Below are 23491 nucleotides of genomic sequence, written 5' to 3'. Positions count from 1 at the left end.
GTTCCAACAAACTAACATTTCTTTTCTATATCTTTTCATTTCAAATTCATGTTACAAATTTTGTATTAAATCTAAGTAGTATTCTTTCAAGTTCTCTTTTAAAGAGGGCGGCTCAATTATTTTTATAGTTTTACCAAAACTGGCCAAATACAAAATAATAAAGTTAATTTCCGCAGGCTCATAAGTTCCTATTAAATATGTATCTCCGGATTCTCCCCATAACTTCATCGAAGGATATTGTTGCTGTTTAAATATCTCAGTAATCGAGCATCTAAAGTGAATAGCTCATCTTTATGTATTCAATCTAAAGATTTCCAAGCCGTTGAAGCACTCTATCATAATCTAATTAAACATGAAGAAGTTCATATTTTAACACCTTTTGAAAAAAACTCCTTCAGCCCTGGTTATACCATTTTTCGAGATCCTTTTGGAATTGTAATACAATTGACAGTAACGAGACATGACTTCTAAATCTCATCATAAAATACAAAAATATATAAAAAAGCGCAGCCATTTCGGCTACGCTTTCGAATTATTATTTAGTTTCGATTAAACCATATTTCCCATCTTTACGGCCATATACAACATTAGTTTCATTTGTATCAGCATTTGTGAAGACGAAGAAATTATGTCCTAGCATATCCATTTGTAGGATCGCTTCTTCAACGTCCATCGGTTTTAAATCGAATCGTTTTGTACGTACAAGTTCTAATTCATCCTCTTCTACCTCATCCAGAACAGCTACTGCTTCTGGAAGGATAAAGTTAGTTTTCACAGAACCTTTTTCACGTAATTTACGATTTACTTTTGTTTTATGTTTACGAATTTGTCGCTCAATTTTATCAACTACTAAATCGATAGCAGCGTACATATCGCTATTAGATTCTTCTGCACGAAGTAATAAATCAGTAAATGGAATTGTTACCTCGACACGTTGCTTGTCAGAGTATACTTTTAAATTAACTTTAATCTCTGGGAATGTATCAAAATAACGCTCTAACTTACTTAGTTTTTTCTCTACATATTCCTTTAATGCTGGAGTTACTTCAATATTTTCACCACGAATGTTGAATTTCATAGATGAATTCCTCCTTTCAAGCCTATGTACTATAATTTCGACATTGGCTTAAAAACTCCTTCTAACTTTTTTAAAAAAATTAGTGGAATTGCGATTTTTTTATCGTTTTTTGTTGAAATGAAAAGATGCATCGTTTCTATCTTTATTTTATCCTATTAACATCGTGAGTAACGAATATAACTGTGGACAATTCGTTACAGAAAAGAAACAACTTTTTGACAACTCTACTCATAACAAAAACCCCTTGCAAAAACCAAGAGGTTCTACTACATATATATAACGTTGCCACAAACGTAGCTTTCTCTCCCAAAAACAATATCCCTACAGTTTTACAACATTAGCTGCTTGTGGTCCACGTGCTCCATCTACAATATCAAACTCTACTTGTTGTCCCTCTTCTAATGACTTATACCCATCTTGCTGAATAGCAGAAAAATGGACAAATACATCATCACCATCTTCACGCTCAATAAACCCAAATCCCTTTTCCGCATTGAACCATTTCACTCTTCCTTGCATGCTCATTCCATTCCCTTCACTCTAAAAATCAGGGCACTCGCCCCATATTTTGACTATAACGAATGACAAGATATGAAGTCAAAGAAGACTTATCGTCTTTTTATTATCCCTTTCGACAGTTACAGATTAACTTCTACAGAGCGTCAAACTCGAAACCTCCCTTGCTCCTCTATCGTATAAAAGGCTTCCAATTTGCCTAACTGTAATTCCTGTCGTATAAACATCATCAACGAGTAAAATATGTTGCCCATGAAACCTCTCTTCTCCCTGAAAATAAAAAGGATTACTCCCTGACAGCCTTTCTTTCCGCGTCTTCTTACTTTGCTTTTCTGTTTCTCTTCTATTTAATGATGGATATGAAATACTGACAGGTAAACAAGTTGCTAATAACTCCGCTTGATTAAAGCCACGTTCGTATTCCCGTTCTCTACTAAGTGGAACAGCGATAACGGTTGAAACATTCTGGAAATGCTTTTGAAAAAGACCTCGAAAAGGCCAATGAAAAATATGAACTAACTCTGCATCGCCTCGAAACTTAAACTGCGCTAATATTTCTTTCATCTCATCATCGTACATGTACAACGAACGATTTTTAAAGGACCGATATCCCTCTTCATTCATCCACCTTACGCAATCCAGGCAAATGTCATTTTCTTTATACTCGGCAGGCAAGTTGGCTAAAGGTCGCCCACATTCTCTACAAACTTCTCCTATAATATAGGAAAGTTTCCGCTCACATCTATCACACATATATTTCTTATGGAACTTTACAAAAAAGGTGTTCCAACTAACTGTTCCCAAAATATACTCATCACAAAGTAGACAATGCATTAATCGATCAATCCTTGTTCTTTAGCATTTTTGTTCATACTTTGAATATGTTTTTTCGCGCGTACCATCGCCTCTGTCTTACCATAATGAAAATACACGACTTCGCCATATGGTTCCGCAAAACTACGACCTACCCGGCCTGCAATTTGTACGAGCGCACTTTCTGAAAATATTTCTTCTTCCGCTCCTAAAACCGCTACTTGTAAATTCTTCACAGTTACCCCTCTCTCTAAAATTGTTGTTGTAACTAATAACGGAATTTCTCCCTTTCTGAAAGCCGCTACTTTTTCTTTTCTCACCGGATCTTCTGCATGTACACCTTCAACTCTATTGTCTAATGACTTCAATAACAGGCTCATTTCTTCTATATATCGCACATGAGGAACAAATAAAAAGATAGGGTACTTTTTGTTTAAGTACATTTTTAACCATTGTAGTAAAACTTGAGGAATTCTTTTATGATCGAGGCTTTTCTTCCAATTTCCGCACCAACAAAATAGAGGAACTGGCAACGGATGACGGTGATATCGTCCAGAGACAATGATACCTTTTTGTTTCCCCTTTCTGAAATTACGCTTCCACTTTTCATCTGGAGTTGCAGTTAAATAAATGCGACCCGCTTTCTCTTTCATCGCTTGTTTTACCGCGTACTGTAACATTTGATCAGCATGATACGGGAAAGCATCTATCTCATCTATAATCATGACATGAAACGCTCTATAGTAACGCAACAGTTGATGAGTAGTTGCAACCACTAACGCTGCTTCATTCTCTCGTTCTGTACTCCCTCCGTATAAAGCAACTACATTGATATGCGGAAATACTTCTTGTAATCTCGGTGCTAATTCCAGTACAACATCTGTTCTCGGCGTTGCGACACAAACTCTTTCTCCCTTTTGAAGTGCCTCTGCAATACCATAAAACAACATCTCTGTTTTTCCAGCCCCGCACACAGCCCAAATAAAAAATGATTCTTTCTGCTTGATAGCTTCCACAACACCTTTTGCCGCCAACTCCTGACCAGTAGACAAAGTCCCTTTCCACTGTAAAGGATTTAACCCTTTCTCTCCTTTTCTTTCAGCGATCCCGCGAACAAGTACAGCACATTCACTAACTCTCCCCATCGTTATACACTTCCTGCAATATGTACATACTTTACTGCACCTTTTACATGAAAATGATGCAAATAGTCGTTGCTCTATATTCCCGCAGCGTTGACACATATATTTAGAAGCCTTCTTTGTTACACCTTGCACACATACAACATCTCTCTTCTTTTGCAAATCATGTAATTCCTCCCGTAAATCTGAAGAGAGTTCCTCTAATAGTAACTGTTTCCCAGCTAACATCAGCAACCACCTCCTCCAGCATTACTATAAACCTTTCTCATAATCTCGTAAAAACTCAAAAAAGCCGATAACCTACTTATAAAATAGTAAGCTATCGACTTTATACACCTGTTTTATTAAATTATAAATCCTAGAATCTACCGTATCCTAAGAAATGTTTTTGGTTGTAGCTACTGCTTAAGCTAGAATAAGCAATCCCTTTATCACCAGCATGAATCATTTGACCATTACCAACGTAAATACCGATGTGAGATGGACCTGGTTTATAAGTACCTTGGAAGAATACTAAATCTCCAGGTTGTGGGCTACTTACTTTAGAAACTGAGTTCCAGTAACCTGCAACGTCTTGACGACCTACACCATAGATGTAAGAAATGAATCCACTACAGTCAAAACCACCGTTTGATGGAGATGCACTTCCCCAAACATATGGCATACCTAAGTATTGTTGCGCTTTACCAATTACGCCACCCGCATTTGAAGCTGGTGCTGGCTCTGCTTGTTTCTTTTCTTGTTTAGGTGCCTCTTTTTTAGGCACTTCTTTTTTAGGCTCTTCTTTTTTAGCTTGTCCACCACTGTTTGCTGGTGCAGCTTGAGTTTGCTCTGCAGGTGCTTGTGCTGGTTGAGCTTGCGCTTCTTTAGCAGCTTGTTCTGCTTGTTTTTGAGCAGCAGCTTCTTGTGCAGCTTTTTCTTGCGCTTCTTGTTCAGCCATACGTTGTAATTGTAATGCTTGCTTTTCAAGCTCTTTCAATTGATCTTCCGTACTTGTCATTGAAGTTACAACCGTATCCATTTTGCCGTTTAAATCATTTACTGCCGTTTCTTTTTTCGCTTTTTCAGCGTCAAGTTCTTTCTTAGCAGTTTCAATTTGAGCTTGTGCTTCTTTTAATTCTTTTTGTTTTTCTTTTACCGTCGCAACATCTTTTTTCACGTTCGCTTGATCTTCTTGTTGTGTTTTCATGATGTCTTCATCAGACTCAAGAATTTTAGAAACAGAATTTAAACGATCAACTAAATCTGCAATGTTTTTAGAGTTTACAAGAACTTCTGTTACAACGTTCGTGTTCGGTTGTTCTTGAAGTGCAACTAAACGTTTTCTTAATAACTCTTCACGCTTTGCAATTTTCGTCTGTAGTTCTGCAATGTCTTTATTTTTCTCTTCAATTAATTGCTCTGTATCAGCAACTTTTTTCGTTGTTTCATCAAGTTTTGAAGCATTCTCTTGAACAGACTTATCTAAACCTTGAATTGTTTTGTTTAAGTCATTCATTTGCTTTTGTAATTCATCACGTTCTTGTTGTTGTTTATGTAAAGTGTCATTTTGTGTATTAATTTGTGATTTCACGTCAGAAATTTTATCTTCTGCAAATACATTTGGTGTTAATCCTGAAAACATTAACCCTGCAACTAATGCGCAAGATGCCATTTTTAGCTTTTTCATTTTATTTTTTACACCGCTTTCTTTTTTCTTTTTCCGTATATAACCTATAAAATTTATACCATAATTCGGGATTTTTTTTACCAATGTTACGCTTTTGTAAAACAAATGTAATATTATATACCTCTCTATCGCAGAATACGTATAATTTTGTATGTATATGTAGAATTTCGAAATATTCACACACTTTTTATAGGCAAAGAAAAAACGCAAGGTATCCTGTCCCTTACGTTTTGTTAAATATACAAATGAAATCGAAACGCTATTTCATCCATTTCTCAGCCCAATTTTGGACTTCATCCATAACACTTTCTAACGCTTTCCCTTTTTCAGTTAAGCCGTACTCGATTCGAACTGGTACTTCTGGATAAACATTACGAACTACAATGCCTTCGCTTTCCAATTCCTTTAAACGCTCTGACAACATACGATCGCTCATATTCGGTATAATATCTGCGATTTCTCTAAAACGTTTCGATTCTTCAAGCAACGATTTAATAATTAAGCCAGTCCATTTTTTACTAAGCAACGTAAAAGCTGACTCAAACTTTGGACATAAACAAGAATTATGCTCCATATGTTTCACCTCTCTTCCATTATAATATAGTTTCTTGTAAAAAGTAAGTTATAAAACTTTCCTCATTATTTTATTTTACGTACATTTTACCATTTCCAAATATTAACTTGTCAACTAAACGTAAAATATCCGTAAAAAAACCCTCTTCAAGTAAGAGAGCTTTTTATATCTTTATTACTTCGTATACCATCCAAGACCTAGTGCACCTTCACCTAAATGCGTACCAATTACCGCACCAAAATAACCTGTACGGATTGTGACATGAGGATATTTTGCTTCTAATTCTTCCTTCCATTCATTCGCTTCCTCTTCACGTTGCGCATGAATGATAACTGCTTCCATAGGTACACCTTTACTTGCTTGCTCATCAAAAATTTCAACGATTCGTTTTAACGCTTTTTTACGTGTACGAATCTTTTCAAATGGAATAATAATTTTATCTCTGAAATATAAAACTGGCTTCACTTGTAACAAACTACCAATGAAAGCTTGCGCACTATTTAATCGTCCACCGCGTTGTAAATGATGTAAATCATCGACCACAAAATAAGCGTCCATCGTTTGCTTCATTTCATCAAAACGGGCGATGATCTCTTTTGGATCCTTTCCTTCACTTGCTAGTTTTGCTCCTTCACGTACATAGAATCCTTGTACTTCACAACTAATTTCAGAGTCATACGTATATACATCAATACCCTCTACCATCTGCCCAGCTGTCGTTGCAGTTTGATATGTACCACTGATTCCACTTGAAAGATGAATGCTAATAACCGCATCATAATCCTTAGATAATTCTTCATATAACTCAACAAACTTTCCGATTGCTGGCTGAGAAGTTTTCGGAAGCTCTTCTTGCTCACGTACTTTCACATAGAAATCATCTACTGAAATTTCAGCTTCTTCTTGATAAGATTCCGTTCCAAACACAACGTTTAATGGAATCATATATATATTGAGTTCTTCACGAATATGCTTCGGTATATATGCTGTACTATCAGTAACAATAGCTGTTTTCATTTGCGTACCTGCCTTATAAAAAAGTTTTTATTCCCTAAGTTTACACGAAAAATAAAAATGGTGCATCTATACATAAAAATGCCAGTCAAAAATTATACTCACAATCCCGACAAATTACAACAAAAAGGTGAAGTACTCATCAAAAATTTCAACGTATTTGCAAAAAATGTTTGAATATAAAAACGCCCGCTTTTAAAATGTAAAGTACTAGTCATTTTGATAGATAGGGGCGTATACGAGTGCTATTACAATATTTAACAATAAAAGACTACGGCGAAAACGAGATTGTCATTCAAAAATCAAGATTTATTTGCTATATTAGCCGAGCTACAACCGAAGAAGAAGCTCAAGAATTTATACAAAAAATAAAAAAACAAAATTGGAATGCAACACATAATTGTTCCGCGTATTTAATTGGTGAACAAGATCAAATCCAAAAAGCAAATGACGATGGCGAGCCTAGCGGTACAGCTGGCGTACCTATGTTAGAGGTGCTCAAAAAACGCGGTCTAAAAGATACCGTCGTTGTCGTTACACGCTATTTTGGCGGCATTAAACTTGGTGCAGGCGGATTAATTCGTGCATATGGAAAATGTACAAGTGAAGGTATTAATCATGTCGGTGTTGTCCAGCGAAAGCTAATGCGTGTTATGCAGACCGAAATTGACTACACATTACTTGGCAAGCTAGAAAATGAATTACGTAATTCGAAATATGCCATTAAAGATATACATTATCTAGAAAATGTCACATTTGATACGTATGTAGAAGAAGACGGAAAACAAACATTCACAGATTGGATGATTGAATTAACAAATGGGAAATGTACAATTAAAGAAGGAGATATGTTGTACTTAGAACAAGATGTTATCTAAGCCTAGCTAACTTATCACCTTTAAAGATTAATGTAGTGAATTACTTCCCTACAAATGAACTAAGGAGATTATATATGGAAGAACGTTATTATCATCTCCAAAATAGCAGAATAAAAAAGAAACGTAGAAGGAAGTTTTTCTTCTTCCTTATTTTCGCATTTTTATTTGGCAGTGTAGGACTTTATGTATTAAATTCCTACTCTTCTCTCATGGGGATGTATAGTGGTTTTACTCGTGAAAAATCTGATTTAAGAACCGAAGATGTCGAAATTACAAAGGAACCTTTTACAGTCCTCATTATGGGGATAGAGGACTATGCAACAGACGGGCAAAATGGTCGTACAGACTCATTAATGTTTGCGACAGTCAATCCGAAAACTCAAAAGGTTTCGCTTATGAGTATTCCTCGCGATACTCGTGTTCCAATTGTTGGCAAGGACAAAGAAGACAAAATTAACGCTGCACATGCTTACGGCGGAGAAAAAATGGCAATCAAAACTGTCGAAAACTTTCTAAAAGTTCCTGTAGACCATTATATTAAAATTGATTTCCAAGGCTTTAAAGGTGTCGTTGATGCTGTTGGCGGTGTTACCGTTGATGTCCCCTTCGATTTTTGGGAACGTTCTGACGTGGATTACTACAAAAAAATCCAATTTAAGCAAGGGCAACAAAACTTAAACGGTGAAGAAGCACTCGCTTACGTCCGTATGCGAAAGCAAGATCCAAATGGCGATTATGGTCGGGCAACTAGACAAAGGCAGTTACTAGCTGCTGTTGCTCAAAAACTAAATTCGGCCTCTACTGTATTTAAAATTAAAGACTTAACGAGTGTTGTTGGAAAATATATAAAAACCGACATTCCTATTTCAGACGGACTTGCTCTTTACAATAAACTCTCTGGATTTGATCCTTCTACAATGCAAACGTTAAAACTTGAAGGAGAAGACAAAAAAATAGACGGTATTTATTACTTCCTTCCAGATCCAATCAGTGTAGAAACGGTGCGTAACGAAATTGAAAAAGAACTAGGAGAAAAAGAAAAAACTCCAACTACAAAAACCGACTCAAATCCTAATTCGAATACTAACGAAAAAGAAAAAGAAAAGAAAGATACGAGTGAGAACAAAACACCACCTGAGCCGCCTCCTTCTACAAATGCTCATGCAGAGTGGATTATGAGAAACCAGCAATAACTAAAAGAGCCAAATCCTATGCGATTCGGCTCTTTTTTATTTACTTATTGAAGTGTTGTAAAATCGCTTCTACAATACGCTCTGATGCATGGCCGTCACCGTAAGGGTTAGATGCTTTCGCCATCTCATCATGAGCTTCTTTATCTGATAACAACTCATCAGCAAGATTAAAGATTGTCTCTTCGTCTGTTCCTGCTAATTTCAGTGTACCTGCTTCGATACCTTCTGGGCGCTCTGTTGTATCACGAAGAACAAGAACTGGTACACCGAGTGATGGTGCTTCCTCTTGTACCCCGCCAGAATCAGTTAACATTAAGTATGAACGAGCTGCAACGTTATGGAAATCAATTACGTCTAACGGCTCGATTAAGTGAATGCGGTTATGTTCACCTAAAATATCATTCGCTGTTTCACGAACAACAGGGTTCATATGAACAGGATACACAACTTGTACATCCTCATGCTTATCAACAAGACGCTTAATTGCACGGAACATATTACGCATCGGTTCACCTAAGTTTTCACGACGGTGAGCTGTCATAAGTATAAGACGATCATTTCCAAGTTTCTCTAGTACAGAATGATTGTATGTTTCTTTTACAGTCGTTTTTAATGCGTCAATCGCTGTATTTCCTGTTATGAAAATGCGTGACTCATCTTTGTTTTCTTTCTGTAAGTTCGTTGCTGATTTTGCTGTCGGTGAGAAATGAAGATCCGCCATTACACCTGTTAATTGACGATTCATCTCTTCTGGATATGGAGAATATTTATCCCATGTACGAAGTCCGGCTTCAACATGCCCTACTGGAATTTGATTATAGAAGGCAGCTAAGCTCGCAATAAATGTTGTCGTTGTATCACCATGTACAAGTACAATATCCGGCTTCGCTTCTTTCATTACTTTATCCAAACCTTCTAAACCACGTGTTGTAATATCAATTAAAGTTTGACGGTCTTTCATAATATTCAAATCGAAATCTGGCGTAATCCCAAAGATATTTAATACTTGATCTAACATTTGACGATGTTGTGCTGTTACAGTCACAATCGATTCAATTTTTTCTGGATGCTTTTGCAACTCTAACACAAGAGGTGCCATTTTAATTGCTTCTGGACGTGTCCCGAAAATTGTCATTACTTTTAAACGTTCAGTCATTTTATTGCCTCTTTTCTTTCGCTAGTTACAACTTCTATTATGACATATAAGAAAATGCATGGATACATGCCTTTTTAACGAATAACAGAAACAGTTCGATTACAAATACTTTTTCTGCCAATCGAATAATAATCTATCTCTTGCCTCTTGGCATCCTCATCAGTATAACAATTTCTTCCATCAAATAAAATAGGCTCTTTCATAAGTTGTACGTACTTTTCTAACGGATAAGCCCGAATAGCCTCCCATTCCGTTACGATAAATGCCGCACTCGCTCCTCTAATTGATTCATCTATACATTCACTATATTGTATAGTTTCTCCAAATATATTTTTTACATTTCGAGTCGCCTTCGGGTCATACAGAACTACCTCCGCACCTATATTAAGTAATTCCTCTATTATAATAAGAGATGGTGCTTCTCTAATATCATCAGTGTTCGGCTTAAATGCCGCTCCAAGAACCGCAATCCGCTTCTTGTTCATATTCATTACGTTCTTCGCCTTTTCAATCAATACCAACTGTTGTTTATTATTCACTTCAATAACTGCTTTTAACAAGCGAAAATCATGTGCCACATTCCCTGCAATTTGCACAAGCGCTTTCGTATCTTTCGGAAAACATGATCCCCCGTATCCGATACCGGCATTAAAAAAAGATGCACCAATTCTCTTATCCATTCCCATCCCTTTTGCAACATCTAATACATTTGCGCCTACCTTCTCACATATATTTGAAATTTCATTAATAAAACTAATCTTTGTAGCCAAGAAAGCGTTCGACGCATATTTAATCATCTCTGCACTTTGAATATCTGTCACATACGTTTTCAGGCGTAATTCACTATACAAACTCTCCACTCTTCGCGCTACTTCCTCATTATCCGCACCAATTACAATACGGTCTCCCTGAAAAAAATCGTAAACACCTGAACCTTCCCGTAAAAATTCTGGATTCGATACGATATGTAATGCATGTCTATTTTGTAACTTCTCCTCAATCCATCCTCTCATCGCAACATTCGTCCCTACAGGAACCGTACTTTTCGTAACAACAACAACGTCGTTAGTCGCATATGTTCCAATATCATCACAGGCACTTTGAATATATGTTAAATCCGCTGTCCCATCTAATAAAGAGGGTGTTCCAACTGCAATAAATATAAACTCTGCATTGTTAAATGCATGTACTCTACTTGTTGTAAAAGTTAAACGATTATTCTCACATGCAACTTTTATTAATTCATGTAAACCAGCTTCATAAATAGGCAAATTCCCTAGTTTTATCTGTTCAATTTTTTCATCATTTATATCAAAACACGTAACTGAATGCCCCAATATCGCCAACCCTACTCCTGTAATCAATCCAACGTATCCGGTACCTATTATCGTAATTTTCATTTCCCTTTTGCACAGGAATATACAGTAGAAAATATACGAATACACAGCATTCTCCCTGTGCTTCCCCCTCTCACATTAAAAATGAGAAAACTCTTTTACTTCTTTATTATATGAATTACTTTTCTCATTCTTTTTTAAGTTTTTGTAAAATTAAATGAGGCATTATAAATTCCCACATTTTAACACGGAACTTACTCATTTCTACGTGTAACACTTATAATACTGAAATAAAAGTATTTACTATCGAAGAGAAACATGAAATGTCATATTTCAAAGCCTAATACGAGTAACACTCTTAAATGACCCAACATTCTGTATACAATTGTCATATATTCTATCTGCTTCCATTTACCGTAAAAAGAAAAAAAGATTGAATTCTAATCTTTTTGTGATACCATATGTTATGAGCCTGTAAACAAACATCATAATTTTCAGATAAATACAATTAGAAAAATTACGTTAAACTATAAAAGGTGGGGTATTAATGGACTCACAAGTGATTTATGCCATTTTGGCATCATTCATCACTGTACTCGTCGTTACTCCTTTAGTTATTAAATTAGCTTTCAAAATAGGAGCAACAGATAAACCAAACGCACGTAAAGTACACCAAAAAATTATGCCTCGTCTTGGAGGATTAGCAATTTTTATCGGTGTAGCTGTAGGATTTGTTGTCGGTGGATTATACGAACAAAGAATGCTATCGATAACTTTAGGTGCTATCATCATTGTTATCATCGGGATTTTAGATGATATGTACGAACTATCTGCGAAGGTAAAATTCGGTGGACAACTATTAGTTGCCCTCATGATTGTAAAAAGTGGATTATTAGTGCAAGTATTATATATTCCAATCTTTGGGGAAACTGAACTCGGATGGCTTGCTTATCCAATTACAGTATTTTGGATTGTAGGTATTACAAATGCAATTAACTTAATTGACGGCTTAGATGGATTATCTGCTGGTATTTCATCTATCGTACTGGCAACGCTAGCATATATGGCCTTCACTAGCCCATGGGGTACTGGAACAGCTATCATTTTACCTCTAGCACTAATTGCACTTGCAAGTACACTTGGATTTTTATTCTATAACTTCCATCCAGCGAAGATTTTCATGGGAGATACAGGGGCACTATTTTTAGGATACTGTATTTCTGTTATATCGTTACTTGGATTATACAAAAGCGTAACGTTATTCAGTTTTATCGTTCCAGTTATCATTTTAGGTGTACCTGTATTTGATACGACATTCGCAATCATTCGCCGTATCGTCAATAAAAAACCTATTTCAGCACCAGATAAATCGCATTTACATCACCGCTTACTTGCAATGGGATTCTCTCATCGTAAAACAGTACTAATTATTTACGCATTTGGTATTTTCTTTAGCGTAAATGCTATTATTTTCAGTAGTGCGACATTATGGTTATCCATTATTCTTCTTTTCGTTTTAATCTTCTTTACAGAAATTATTGCTGAAGTAATCGGTCTTGTACACGAACGTTACAAACCAATTATTTCCTTCTATAAAAAAGTGAAGAAACGTGAAGACTAATTATAGTATAGCCTTTACAATTATGAAATATTCAAATAGCATCCTCTTTCTTTGAAGAGGATGCTATTTTTTATCCTTATTTTATATTTCCAAAATATAGATTGTTTGAGAGTTCCTCTATTGGAGAAAGATATACATAATAAGAAAAGAGTCACATTTTCTTTTTTACATCTTGATTGTCAAACTGAGGGTGAATGTTATGATCAAGCGAGTATTTCAATACCTTATTTTATTTCTAACGATTATTATGTACGCATCATCTAATGCAAAAGCAACTACAGTTAATCCTGCTGAACTTCATCCAAATTTTGAAACTACCTCTTCTACACGAAAAATCGCGTACTTAACATTTGATGACGGACCAAACAAATATACTACGCAAATTTTAAACATTTTAAAAGAAAAGAACGGAAAAGCGACTTTCTTTGTTATTGGAGGAAAGGTGCCGCACTACAAAAAAACAATGCAGCGCTTAGTTAAAGACGGACATTATATCGGACTTCATAGCATGTCACACGATGTAAAACGCCTTTATACTGGCGACCCTTCTACTTTAATTACAGAAATGGAGCAAGCGCAAAACATTGTCCAGCAAATTACAAAGTTAAATACACATCTCGTTCGTGTCCCATATGGTAGTATGCCTTACTTAAAACAGAATTACCGTGACGCACTTGTATCAGCAGAGTATAAAATGTGGGATTGGACCATTGATACATATGACTGGAAAAGCTATGACAATCCTTCTGCCATACTAGAAAGAGTACGTAATCAGAGCGATGAACAAGTTGAAGTTATTTTAATGCACGATTCAAGTGTTACTGTACAAATACTTCCAAAAGTAATTGATTATTTACAGTCACAAGGATACAAACTTCTTCCCTATAATCCATCTTCTCATCTCGAAGTGAACTTTTGGAAAGACACAAGATTGTAACAGCTTTGGTGCTTATGTACTAAGGCTGTTTTATTTTTCTCTTCCCACCCTTCCCATTTTTGTGTAAAATTTTAAATAGTGATGAAGTTTCGAGGTGAATAGAAATGAAACGAATAGATCTCATTTTTAACGCAATACAAGAAGGAAATTATACAGAAGGTGTAACCGCATCAGAACTCGCTACCCTGTTGCAACTGGATCGTGCCAATGTAAGTAGCGATTTAAACAAACTTGTAAAAGATACGCGTTTATTAAAAACAAATACGCGCCCTGTTCGTTTTTATATAGAAACGAACACTTCGTTGGAAACGCATTCAAGGGATGTCACTTCATTAGATACATTTGCAATTGAAAATACAAGCCTTAAAATCGCAATTGAAAAAGCGAAAGCTTCTATTCTCTATCCTCCAAATGGTATGCATACTTTACTGCTAGGAGAAACAGGGGTCGGAAAATCTATGTTCGCTTCTTTAATGCACGAATATGCAATTGAAGTTGAACAACTTCCAAAAAATGCACCATTTATCGTCTTTAACTGCGCTGATTATGCAAACAATCCACAGTTACTACTTGGACAGTTATTTGGGATTAAAAAAGGAGCTTACACAGGTGCAAGTGATCAAAAAGGGTTAATTGAAAAAGCACATGAAGGGATTCTTTTCTTGGATGAAGTACATCGTCTTCCTCCAGAGGGACAAGAAATGCTTTTCACCTTTATTGACCGCGGGGTATACCGCCGCCTTGGAGAAACAGAAAACGAGCGAAGGGCACAAGTATTAATCATTACTGCAACAACAGAAGAACCAAATTCATTTTTATTAAAAACATTTACAAGACGTATACCGATGACTGTCACGCTTCCACCACTTCGTGAGCGTACACATAAAGAACGCTTTGCTTTACTGCAACTATTTTTCACAAATGAAGCAATTCGTCTAAGGAAAGAAATTCATGTTAGCCCGAATGCAATGCGTGCTTTCGTCTTTTATAATTGTCCCAATAACATCGGTCAATTAAAAACGGATGTACAAATCGCCTGTGCGAAAGCTTATTCGGATTTTGTGACAAAGAAACGTGATTCTGTCTATGTTTCAAGTACAGATTTACCTTGGTATATGAAGGAAGGACTGTTTATTGAAAGAAAGAGCCGTCACCTGTACCAAATACCAAATGAAGCATTTGTATTTACAGTTGATGAAGGCTGGAGTAACCATAAAACAGAAGATGAAAAACGTTCTTCTATTTACGATTACATTGATTATAAATACGAAGAACTTCAAGCACGCGGTATTGAAGAGGAAGAATTAGAACTACTAATAGAAAATGATATTCAAAGCTTTTTCGTACAATATTTTAACCAAATGTCTAAAAAGACAAGTCATGAAAATGTTTTTAAAATTGTGGATCGCAATATCGTTTCTGTATGTGAAAAAATCGCGGAGCTCGCTGAAAAACATTTATCTAAGACGTTTGATGAAAAAGTATTTCTCGCTTTAAGTTTACATGTACAGACAACTCTACAACGATTACAAAGCGGGAAACAAATTCACCACCCGCAATTGAATCAAATTCGTACGAAATATAAAGAAGCTTTTTCCGTAGCTATGCAATGCATTCAACTACTCGAGGAAGAATTACAAATAACAATGCCTATTGATGAAGCGGGCTTTTTAACAATGTTCTTCGTTGTTGATCCAATCCCTGCCTCACAAACAGAAGTAAAAGTATTAATATTAGCACACGGTAATGGCATCGCAACAGAAATGGCAAACGTCGCAAACGAACTTCTCGGTATTGAAGAAGTAACCGGTATTGATATGCCGTTACATGAATCACCAAAAGATTTCTTAGAGCGCGTGAAAATGTATATGAAAACACTTCAAAATGTAAATGGACTTCTCTTACTTGTTGATATGGGATCGCTCGCTTATATCGGTGATATATTAGAAACCGAGTTCAAAATTCCTGTACGTGTTCTTTCTATGACAAGTACACCACACGCACTGGAAGCAGCACGAAAAGCTCAGCTCGGTTATTCATTAGACGCACTATATGAGACAGTGAAAAATTTAACACCGTTTTACTTAAACGTACAAGAAGAAAAGAAAAAGCCACTCTCTCCAATGAAATCTGTTATTTTAACAGCTTGTTTAACTGGTGAAGGAAGTGCTTTAGCAATTCAAAAAATGTTAGAGAACTATTTGCGATTTGATAAAGAATTAATTGAAATTATTCCGATTAGTATCATCCATGAAAAAGATTTAACAAAAATGATTGAGAACATAAAAAAAGAGCGTAATATCATTTGTATCGTCACGAATTTCAATGTGCAAGTACCATGCTTAACATATCATTTCCAAGATATTGTGAACTACACAGCGATTCAGCCAATTCAAGAATTAATTACGTATGAGGAAACATATGTAAAAATGGCTGATATTCTTGAACAACAAATGCAGCGTAACGATGGCGCATTACTTATCAAAACAATTCGTTACGCACTAAATACAATTCAAGAATTAATTTCCTTACAGCTAACTCCTGATAGTTTAATGGGGGTAATTCTTCATATGAGCTGTATGGTTGACCGTCTTCAAAAAGGCGAAAGTCTCCTCCCTCATCCAGATAAAGAGAAAAGAAGACAAGATGAGTACTGGATGTATATGAAAGTGAAAAAAGCATTACAACCGATTGAAAATACATTTGAAATACAAATACCGGATGATGAAGTATTTTATGTCATGGACTTCTTCATCAAAAATCAACCTGTTAAAAATTAAACTAAGCGATAGTGTAATACGTAGTAAGTGAAATTATACGAGCGATTTTCAAAATATATCGATTTACTGACAATAATCGCTAAAAATAGCACCTTATATAAGAAGAAAAGGCTGTTCCAAAATGAACAGCCTTTTCATTTACTTCTTTATTTTTCTAATCCGCCCTCTTATTTCTCCCCTTTTATGTGATTTCGTATGAACATTAACATATACATTCGCTTGAATAATTTCTTGGAGAAAATGAACAAATGATTTCCCTTGTAAAGGCCCCTCGAAATCCTCCGCATTCATAACACCAGTAATACTCCCCTCGTTCAAACTAATCCCCTGTTCTAGCGGACCGTATAAATAGCAAACAATAGGGCCAATTTGAGCAGACTTTCCTAAATGAATTTGACACGATGTGACCTTTTCTATATTTTTTAGTATTACTCTGTAATGCAACTTCGTTAAATCATCACTGAAAATAAACTCTGCTACCCCAAAAGCTTCTGTATTTACAGGAGGTACTTCCCTCTTTCCCATTAGCCTAGCAAAAAAGTGTGTTGTCATAAGGCATTCTCCTTATATAAATTTCCCAGCACTACTTCTACTACTTTATGGTTTAGACATAATCATTTATGACTTTTTCAATTTTTAATTCCTACAAAAAGATTCACACAATCTTTACATTAGAATCGTTTCTTTTGTTTTACAGCCTCTTGTATAATGCACTTAGAACAACATTCTAGGAGGTAGTTTTGAAAAACAACAAATACACTTTTCACACATTATTAGAGATTTTTCTCGTATCATTTAAATTAGGACTTACTTCATTTGGAGGCCCTGTCGCCCATCTCGGCTACTTCCATCACGAATACGTGCAAAAAAGAAAATGGCTGGATGAACGAAGTTACGGAGATTTAGTAGCACTATGTCAATTTCTTCCCGGACCTGCTAGTAGTCAGGTCGGTATGGGGGTTGGGTTATTACGCGGCGGATTATTAGGAGCCATTATTTCATGGATTGGATTCACTCTACCGTCTGTGCTCGTTTTAGTTTTCTTCGCTTCATTCCTTAATCAGTTCGAACTTGGAAGTTCCGGCTGGATTCACGGACTGAAACTTGTTGCAGTCGCAATTGTCGCACATGCAATATGGGGAATGGCTCAAAAGTTAACACCAGACCGAAATCGTGCAACGATTGCTATTGTCACTGCTGCAATCGCCCTATTATGGCCAAATAGCTGGACACAAGTCATTCTCATTATAATATCTGGCTGTATCGGCTGGTTTTTATATCGCAACCAACCAATTAGCCAATCTCAAACTATAAAAGTACCGATTTCAAAAACGATAGCAGTTTCTTGTCTCGTCTTATTCTTCGGACTATTACTACTGCTACCTATGTTAAGGCCGTTCTCTTATTTCATCTCTTTATTTGACAGCTTCTATCGCTCTGGTGCACTTGTATTTGGTGGAGGACACGTCGTACTCCCTCTCCTTGAAAGTGAGTTTGTACAAAACGGAATGATGACAAAAGAACAATTTCTAGCTGGATACGGATTAACCCAAGCAGTGCCAGGTCCACTATTTACATTTGCCTCTTATATAGGAGCAGTGCTAAATGGAACTGCCGGAGCAGTAATCGCAACAGTCGCTATCTTTCTTCCTGCCTTCCTGCTCGTTATTGGTGTTTTACCATTTTGGGACAGCGTAAGGAAAGCACCTTACATACAAGGCGCACTACTTGGAGTAAACGCAGCCGTTGTCGGTATTTTACTTGCAGCTTTTTATGATCCAATTTGGACAAGTACAATTATGAATTCTGTAGATTTCGTATTTGCGTCTCTTCTTTTTTGCTTACTCGCTTTTTGGAAAACGCCGCCTTGGGTGATCGTTATACTCGGTGCCTTTGGTGGATATTTTCTTTCCATTTTGTAATTCAAAAAACGACGGCCCTATTTAACCGTCGTTTTCCTATTAAAACTTCACAAGCTCCATTCCTTCAGGCAGCTCACTCTCCGTTAAAATACGCAATTCTTTCACGCGATCCATTACGTAAGAAGAACGTTTCACAAGCTCTGGATCAATATAAGCTGGATGTACCATGATTTCTACCGTTTGTTCAACTTGTACTCTTTCTTTTAACTTCATAAAGTAGTCCTCCGTCACACCTTCAGCGTAAAAATCACTGTAAAACACATCTGAAAATGGGCGCACCGCTCGCTCTTCCTCACAACGACGAACCGGTACATTATATTTACTTGCTAATCTCTCAAGAACATCATGTAAAATCTTCAATCCATGTACATGATGATGACTATCTAAATGAGTCGGTGTTAATCCGTAAGATAAAAACTTCTCAATTTGAGCAGTCCATTCCCTTTCTACCTCTTCTGGACTGATCTTTCCTTCCCATACAACGCTTTGTTTATGAAATGCCCCATCGCTACTCACCAGTGTTGGAACGTCTTTAAGAAGTGGTTCTCCTGCCGTTAATACGAGATGCACTCCTACTCCTAGCGTTTTATATTCTTTCGCTAAGCTTACCGCATGCTCTGTCCCTGGCATATTCATCATCATCGTCGTTGAATTTACGAGCCCGTTTTTATGTCCATCAATAATGCCGTAATTTGTACCTTCTGTAAGACCGAAATCATCTGCATTTACAATTAACTTAATCATCCTAATACCTCCTATCGAAATAAAAAAAGCGGGCTAAATAGCGCCGCTTTTTACTTCTCTATCTTTTTAAAGAATTGTGGAAGATACTCTTTATGAGCCTCTAACATTTCATCTAAAATTTGTTTTGCAACTTTATCTGATGGTACAAGTGGATTAATTGTCATAGCAAGCAGCGCCTTATGATAATCCCCTGTAACAGCAGCTTCAATTGTTGTACGCTCAAATGATTTAATTTGCTGTACTAAACCGCGAACTGGTACTGGAAGATCTCCGACCGCAATTGGTTTTGGACCTTCTTTCGTAATAATACAGTTCACTTCAACAGCAGAATCATGTGGTAAGCTTGCAATTGTTCCGTTGTTTCGTGTATTAACAGGCTGGATATCACCTTTATTATTGTAAATAGAAGTAATTAAACTACATGCCGCGTCACTATAATAAGCTCCGCCACGTTTTTCTAATTGTGGTGGCTTAATATCTAAATTCGGGTTTTTATATAACTCGAATAAATCATCTTCTAATTGTTTTACTACTTCTGCACGTGTACCTTTTTCAATCGAAGCTTCTTTCTCTTCTTCTAGCATCTCACGTGTTTTGTAGTAGTAGCGATGATATGGACATGGAATTGCACGAAGTCCGCGAATAAAGTCTGGCTCCCAGTTAAGCGCAGCAATGTTTTCCATCGTAATTTGCTTTTCTGGATCTGTTACAAGCTCTAACACACGATCCATTACACTTACGCCATCTAAGTATACATCTAGTCCGTATACCATGTGGTTTAGACCTGCGAAATCAACGTGTACGCGACTTGCATCTACTTCAAGTAATCTCGCAAGACCCATACGGATTCCGATTGGAACGTTACATAGACCAACTACTCTTTGAATATTTGTATAGCGAAGTACAGCTTCCGTTACCATACCTGCTGGATTTGCAAAGTTAATAAGCCATGCATTTGGACAAAGTTCCTCCATGTCCTTACAAATATCTAAAATAACAGGAATCGTTCTCAGTGCTTTAAATAAACCACCAGGGCCATTCGTTTCCTGACCGATTACATCATATTTTAACGGAATTGCTTCATCTTTTGCACGCGCTTCTAATAAACCAACGCGAAGCTGCGTTGTTACGAAATCAGCACCCTTTAATGCCTCGCGGCGATCAAGTGTTAAGTGCACCTTGATTGGTAAACCTGATTTTTTCACCATACGTTTCGCTAAGTTACCAACGATTTCTAACTTTTCTTTTCCTGCCTCAATATCTACTAACCAAATTTCACGAACAGGAAGCTCATCATAACGTTTAATAAATCCTTCAATTAACTCTGGTGTATAACTAGATCCACCGCCGATTGTAGCAATTTTAATTCCAGTCATGCTTTATTCCCCTTTCGCTTCAAGCTTTTTATAAAGATTGATAAATTCTGCTGCTAGTTCTTTCACTGTAATTGCATTCATTAAATGATCTTGTGCATGAATTAAAAGAACACTAATCTCTGTTTTTTCTCCTCTTGCTTCTGATTGTATGAGCTCTGTTTGGAAATGATGCGCTTCATTAATCGCTTCCTTCGCCTTTACCATCGCTTCATCCGCTTCCGCCAATTTCCCCTGTTTGGCAAATTGAAGTGCCTCCATTGCAAAGCTTCGTGCATTACCACTATTTAAAATTAATTGGAATGGAATTTGTTCTGCTGTAGTCATCATAATTACCGCCCTCTCTATAAGGTTCAACCGATTTAAATAACCCTTCAGTTTGAACATGTCTATTAAATTATTATTTTATTGATGATAGTTTGGTGTTCTTATAGATTTTCATCTTTTTGAACATGATATAAAGGTATTGTTCTCACAGACGATGTTGTCTGTGAGAACAATTTCTATGTTACATAGGTAAAGAATTATTATTGCCTTGTGCTGCTGCTTTTTCAGTACGAACAACAGAACGATCGCATAATACAACGAATGGATAATAGATTACCATCGCAATTACAAAGTTGAATAACTGTAGAATTGCACCAGAAATATGTCCACCTGTTACAAGATAACCACTAATAATTGGTGGTGTTGCCCATGGAATCATCACAACTGTTTTTGGTACCCAACCAATAGATATAGCTGTATAAGAAGTAATTACTAATACAATTGGTGTTAGGATAAACGGTAAGAATAAAATTGGATTTAAAATAATTGGTGTACCAAATATTACTGGTTCGTTAATATTGAATGCACCAGGTCCAATTGATAAACGAGATACACCGCGTAATTGTGCGCTCTTCGCTACAAGTAATACCACTACTAAGAACGCTAATGTTGCACCAGAACCACCAAGATATACGAAAGTATCGAAGAATGGTTTTGTAACAATGTTTGGAACATCAAATGCAGATGTACCACCTTGGAATAACTTCATGTTTTTCTCTAATGCCGGTAAGTATAATGGCTCAATAATACCACCAACGATATTTGGACCATGTAAACCGAAGAACCAAAGAAGATGAACAAGGAGTACAATGACAATTGCACTTGGTAATGTCCCCGCTAAACTTTGCAGTGGTGATTGAATCGTATTAAAGATAAATTCATGGACACTTGTACCAGCTAATTTCACTGCTAATTGAATACCTGCAACTACTGTTAAGATAACAAATGCTGGAACTATAGCTGCGAAAGATCTTAAAACTGCTGGTGGTACTCCATCAGGCATTTTAAAAGTAATATTTCTTTGTACAAAGAAACGGAATACCTCAGTAACAAGGAGTGCCACAATAATTGCTACGAATAACCCTTGTGCACCTGTCCAAGCTAAATTCAATCCGCCTTCTTTCGGTGTTGTTGGCGTAAGAATAATTAACGCACCAAATGAAATAATACCTGCTGACAAACCATCAACGCCGTAAGATTTTGCTAAGTTATAACTTGTTGTAAATGCTATGATTAGTGCTAGAATTGCAAATGAACCAGTCCACATTCCACCGCCAACTTGTTTCCACGTTTCACCAAACAAACCTTTCATGAAATCTTGGAAAGCTTCAGATGGAAAACCATTAATTAGCGATGCAAGTGCACCAACTAAAATAAGTGGCATAACTGCAATAAATCCATCACGGATCGCAGCTAGGTGACGTTGCGATCCGATTTTACCAGCGACAGGAACAATATATTTCTCCATAAATGCAATAAACTTTTGCATTTCGCTTCCCCCCTAATTATTTTTTAAGTGTTAGTGCGTGATCTAAAACTGCTTCTCCATTCATCATGCCGTAGTGCATTGGATTGATAACATCAATTCCAACATTTCTCTCATCAGCAAGCGTTTTCATTGAAGAGAGCATGTAACGAACTTGTGGCCCTAGTAATAATACATCCGCTTGATCGATATTCGTTTTTACTGCATCCCCAGATACAGCCCAAATCTTTCCTTCTAGACCACGAGCTTTTGCAGCCGCTTCCATCTTTGTAACTAATAAACTTGTAGACATCCCTGCTGAACAACATAATAAAATATTCATTTATAAATCCCCCTTGTGTAGTATAAAAATTTATGTTTATTTATTTTTCTTTACGCTATTTATTAATGCAATTAGCGTGCCAACTTTTTAAAACCACTAAAATCAACGCTTTTTCGGGTATTTATCTTGTGTGTTAACGCTTTCAATTAGTGTGTCCCTCAAAAAACACACAGTGTGTTATAAAACAACACGCTTTTAACACATAACTGTATGAAAATAGGTTAGTGTTTAGTTGTCTAGTTCTGTTTAAAACAAAAAACACTAATTTTTTTTAAAGCGTGAAAATATAATAACGAAAAATATAATATTTCGACTCAAATCAAAAACAAATACCTATTCAAGATACTCGTCTAACTATCGTCCAAGCACACTCTACTAAATTACATAGAATAGAATAAAATAAAATAACACAATTCGAAAGGGGATTCCTATGCCAAGACATAGAAAACAGAACAAAATAAAGATTTATAGAATAACGAGCTTTAAAAAAGACAAGCCTTCTGAATTAGACTCTGACAAATTGGAGCTAGACCAGCAAGAAACTGAAGATAAGCAGGACAAGCAAGATAAACAAGAAAAGCAAGACAAACAAGACAAACAGGACAAACA

Annotated in this window: 21 protein-coding genes and 3 pseudogenes; 8 read left to right on the top strand and 16 right to left on the bottom strand. The window is 36.3% G+C overall.

What is annotated here, in order from left to right; translation table 11 throughout:
* Positions 1 to 51: 51 nt before the first annotated feature.
* Positions 52 to 285 (bottom strand): annotated as a pseudogene (locus COC96_RS23595) (helix-turn-helix transcriptional regulator); the annotation flags it as partial.
* On the opposite strand from COC96_RS23595, the pseudogene COC96_RS23590 reads away from it, so the two are divergent.
* Positions 280 to 471 (top strand): annotated as a pseudogene (locus COC96_RS23590) (VOC family protein); the annotation flags it as partial. The pseudogenes COC96_RS23595 and COC96_RS23590 sit on opposite strands and share 6 nt — an antisense overlap.
* A 64-nt stretch (positions 472 to 535) precedes the next feature.
* On the opposite strand, the gene hpf reads toward COC96_RS23590, so the two are convergent.
* The 7 genes from hpf to COC96_RS23550 form a co-directional block, all read right to left on the bottom strand.
* Positions 536 to 1078, bottom strand: coding sequence for a ribosome hibernation-promoting factor, HPF/YfiA family (hpf, locus tag COC96_RS23585; RefSeq protein WP_097904131.1), 543 nt, complete (start codon positions 1076 to 1078; stop codon positions 536 to 538).
* Positions 1079 to 1399: 321 nt separating this feature from the next.
* The gene (cspC, locus tag COC96_RS23580; protein ID WP_001990088.1) at positions 1400 to 1597 is read right to left on the bottom strand and encodes a cold shock protein CspC; all 198 of its coding nucleotides are present in this window, start codon (positions 1595 to 1597) and stop codon (positions 1400 to 1402) included.
* Positions 1598 to 1723: 126 nt separating this feature from the next.
* On the bottom strand, positions 1724 to 2428 hold the full coding sequence (locus COC96_RS23575) for a ComF family protein (protein ID WP_098769503.1): 705 nt from the start codon (positions 2426 to 2428) through the stop codon (positions 1724 to 1726).
* On the bottom strand, positions 2428 to 3777 hold the full coding sequence (gene comFA / locus COC96_RS23570; RefSeq protein ID WP_098268251.1) for an ATP-dependent helicase ComFA: 1350 nt from the start codon (positions 3775 to 3777) through the stop codon (positions 2428 to 2430). Before comFA ends, COC96_RS23575 begins: the two co-directional genes overlap by 1 nt.
* Positions 3778 to 3907: 130 nt before the next feature.
* Complete coding sequence (locus COC96_RS23565; protein WP_098268250.1) at positions 3908 to 5323, bottom strand: C40 family peptidase; 1416 nt, start codon at positions 5321 to 5323, stop codon at positions 3908 to 3910.
* A gap of 154 nt (positions 5324 to 5477) precedes the next feature.
* Positions 5478 to 5792: a winged helix-turn-helix transcriptional regulator gene (locus tag COC96_RS23560; protein ID WP_000400858.1), complete on the bottom strand. Its 315-nt coding sequence runs from the start codon at positions 5790 to 5792 to the stop codon at positions 5478 to 5480.
* A gap of 174 nt (positions 5793 to 5966) precedes the next feature.
* The gene (locus COC96_RS23550) at positions 5967 to 6809 is read right to left on the bottom strand and encodes a DegV family protein (protein ID WP_000844779.1); all 843 of its coding nucleotides are present in this window, start codon (positions 6807 to 6809) and stop codon (positions 5967 to 5969) included.
* Between the two features lie 239 nt (positions 6810 to 7048).
* On the opposite strand from COC96_RS23550, the gene COC96_RS23545 reads away from it, so the two are divergent.
* Both COC96_RS23545 and COC96_RS23540 read left to right on the top strand, forming a co-directional pair.
* Positions 7049 to 7684, top strand: a complete 636-nt coding sequence (locus COC96_RS23545) for a YigZ family protein (protein WP_098268249.1) — start codon at positions 7049 to 7051, stop codon at positions 7682 to 7684.
* A gap of 74 nt (positions 7685 to 7758) precedes the next feature.
* On the top strand, positions 7759 to 8877 hold the full coding sequence (locus tag COC96_RS23540) for an LCP family protein (protein WP_098268248.1): 1119 nt from the start codon (positions 7759 to 7761) through the stop codon (positions 8875 to 8877).
* A 40-nt stretch (positions 8878 to 8917) separates the two neighbouring features.
* Here COC96_RS23540 and wecB read toward each other — a convergent pair whose 3' ends face one another.
* The gene (gene wecB / locus COC96_RS23535; protein ID WP_098769501.1) at positions 8918 to 10033 is read right to left on the bottom strand and encodes a non-hydrolyzing UDP-N-acetylglucosamine 2-epimerase; all 1116 of its coding nucleotides are present in this window, start codon (positions 10031 to 10033) and stop codon (positions 8918 to 8920) included.
* 74 nt (positions 10034 to 10107) lie between these two features.
* On the bottom strand, positions 10108 to 11433 hold the full coding sequence (locus COC96_RS23530) for a UDP-glucose dehydrogenase family protein (protein ID WP_098269824.1): 1326 nt from the start codon (positions 11431 to 11433) through the stop codon (positions 10108 to 10110).
* Between the two features lie 484 nt (positions 11434 to 11917).
* Here COC96_RS23530 and COC96_RS23525 point away from each other — a divergent pair, with 484 nt between their 5' ends.
* The 3 genes from COC96_RS23525 (at position 11918) to COC96_RS23515 (ending at position 16708) form a co-directional block, all read left to right on the top strand.
* On the top strand, positions 11918 to 12991 hold the full coding sequence (locus tag COC96_RS23525) for a glycosyltransferase family 4 protein (protein ID WP_098269823.1): 1074 nt from the start codon (positions 11918 to 11920) through the stop codon (positions 12989 to 12991).
* Positions 12992 to 13190: 199 nt separating this feature from the next.
* A complete protein-coding gene (locus COC96_RS23520) occupies positions 13191 to 13928 on the top strand; it encodes a polysaccharide deacetylase family protein (protein WP_098269822.1) in 738 nt (245 codons plus the stop codon).
* A 104-nt stretch (positions 13929 to 14032) separates the two neighbouring features.
* Positions 14033 to 16708: a sigma 54-interacting transcriptional regulator gene (locus COC96_RS23515; RefSeq protein WP_098269821.1), complete on the top strand. Its 2676-nt coding sequence runs from the start codon at positions 14033 to 14035 to the stop codon at positions 16706 to 16708.
* 138 nt (positions 16709 to 16846) lie between these two features.
* On the opposite strand, the gene exsM is transcribed toward COC96_RS23515, so the two are convergent.
* A complete protein-coding gene (gene exsM, locus COC96_RS23510) occupies positions 16847 to 17260 on the bottom strand; it encodes an exosporium regulatory protein ExsM (protein WP_097904121.1) in 414 nt (137 codons plus the stop codon).
* 188 nt (positions 17261 to 17448) lie between these two features.
* On the opposite strand from exsM, the gene COC96_RS23505 reads away from it, so the two are divergent.
* Positions 17449 to 18630 (top strand): chromate transporter, encoded by a 1182-nt coding sequence (locus tag COC96_RS23505; RefSeq protein WP_098269820.1) that lies wholly within the window; start codon positions 17449 to 17451, stop codon positions 18628 to 18630.
* 39 nt (positions 18631 to 18669) lie between these two features.
* On the opposite strand, the gene chbG is transcribed toward COC96_RS23505, so the two are convergent.
* The 5 genes from chbG to COC96_RS23480 form a co-directional block, all read right to left on the bottom strand.
* Positions 18670 to 19374, bottom strand: coding sequence for a chitin disaccharide deacetylase (gene chbG / locus COC96_RS23500; RefSeq protein WP_098269819.1), 705 nt, complete (start codon positions 19372 to 19374; stop codon positions 18670 to 18672).
* A 50-nt stretch (positions 19375 to 19424) separates the two neighbouring features.
* Entirely contained in the window at positions 19425 to 20750 is a 1326-nt protein-coding gene (gene celF, locus COC96_RS23495; RefSeq protein ID WP_098269818.1) for a 6-phospho-beta-glucosidase, read from the bottom strand.
* Between the two features lie 3 nt (positions 20751 to 20753).
* On the bottom strand, positions 20754 to 21077 hold the full coding sequence (locus tag COC96_RS23490) for a PTS lactose/cellobiose transporter subunit IIA (RefSeq protein WP_098269817.1): 324 nt from the start codon (positions 21075 to 21077) through the stop codon (positions 20754 to 20756).
* A gap of 178 nt (positions 21078 to 21255) precedes the next feature.
* On the bottom strand, positions 21256 to 22563 hold the full coding sequence (celB, locus tag COC96_RS23485; RefSeq protein WP_098269816.1) for a PTS cellobiose transporter subunit IIC: 1308 nt from the start codon (positions 22561 to 22563) through the stop codon (positions 21256 to 21258).
* Positions 22564 to 22579: 16 nt separating this feature from the next.
* Positions 22580 to 22882 carry a PTS sugar transporter subunit IIB gene (locus COC96_RS23480; RefSeq protein ID WP_001023569.1) on the bottom strand — a complete coding sequence of 101 codons (303 nt, stop codon included), beginning with the start codon at positions 22880 to 22882 and terminating at the stop codon, positions 22580 to 22582.
* 430 nt (positions 22883 to 23312) lie between these two features.
* On the opposite strand from COC96_RS23480, the pseudogene COC96_RS28245 reads away from it, so the two are divergent.
* A pseudogene (locus COC96_RS28245) lies at positions 23313 to 23491 on the top strand (polyamine aminopropyltransferase); the annotation flags it as partial.

The sequence above is a fragment of the Bacillus cereus genome, from assembly GCF_002577405.1.
In the GTDB taxonomy this organism is placed as follows: Bacteria; Bacillota; Bacilli; order Bacillales; family Bacillaceae_G; genus Bacillus_A; species Bacillus_A cereus_AU.
This window is presented reverse-complemented; position numbering and strand designations above follow the sequence as displayed.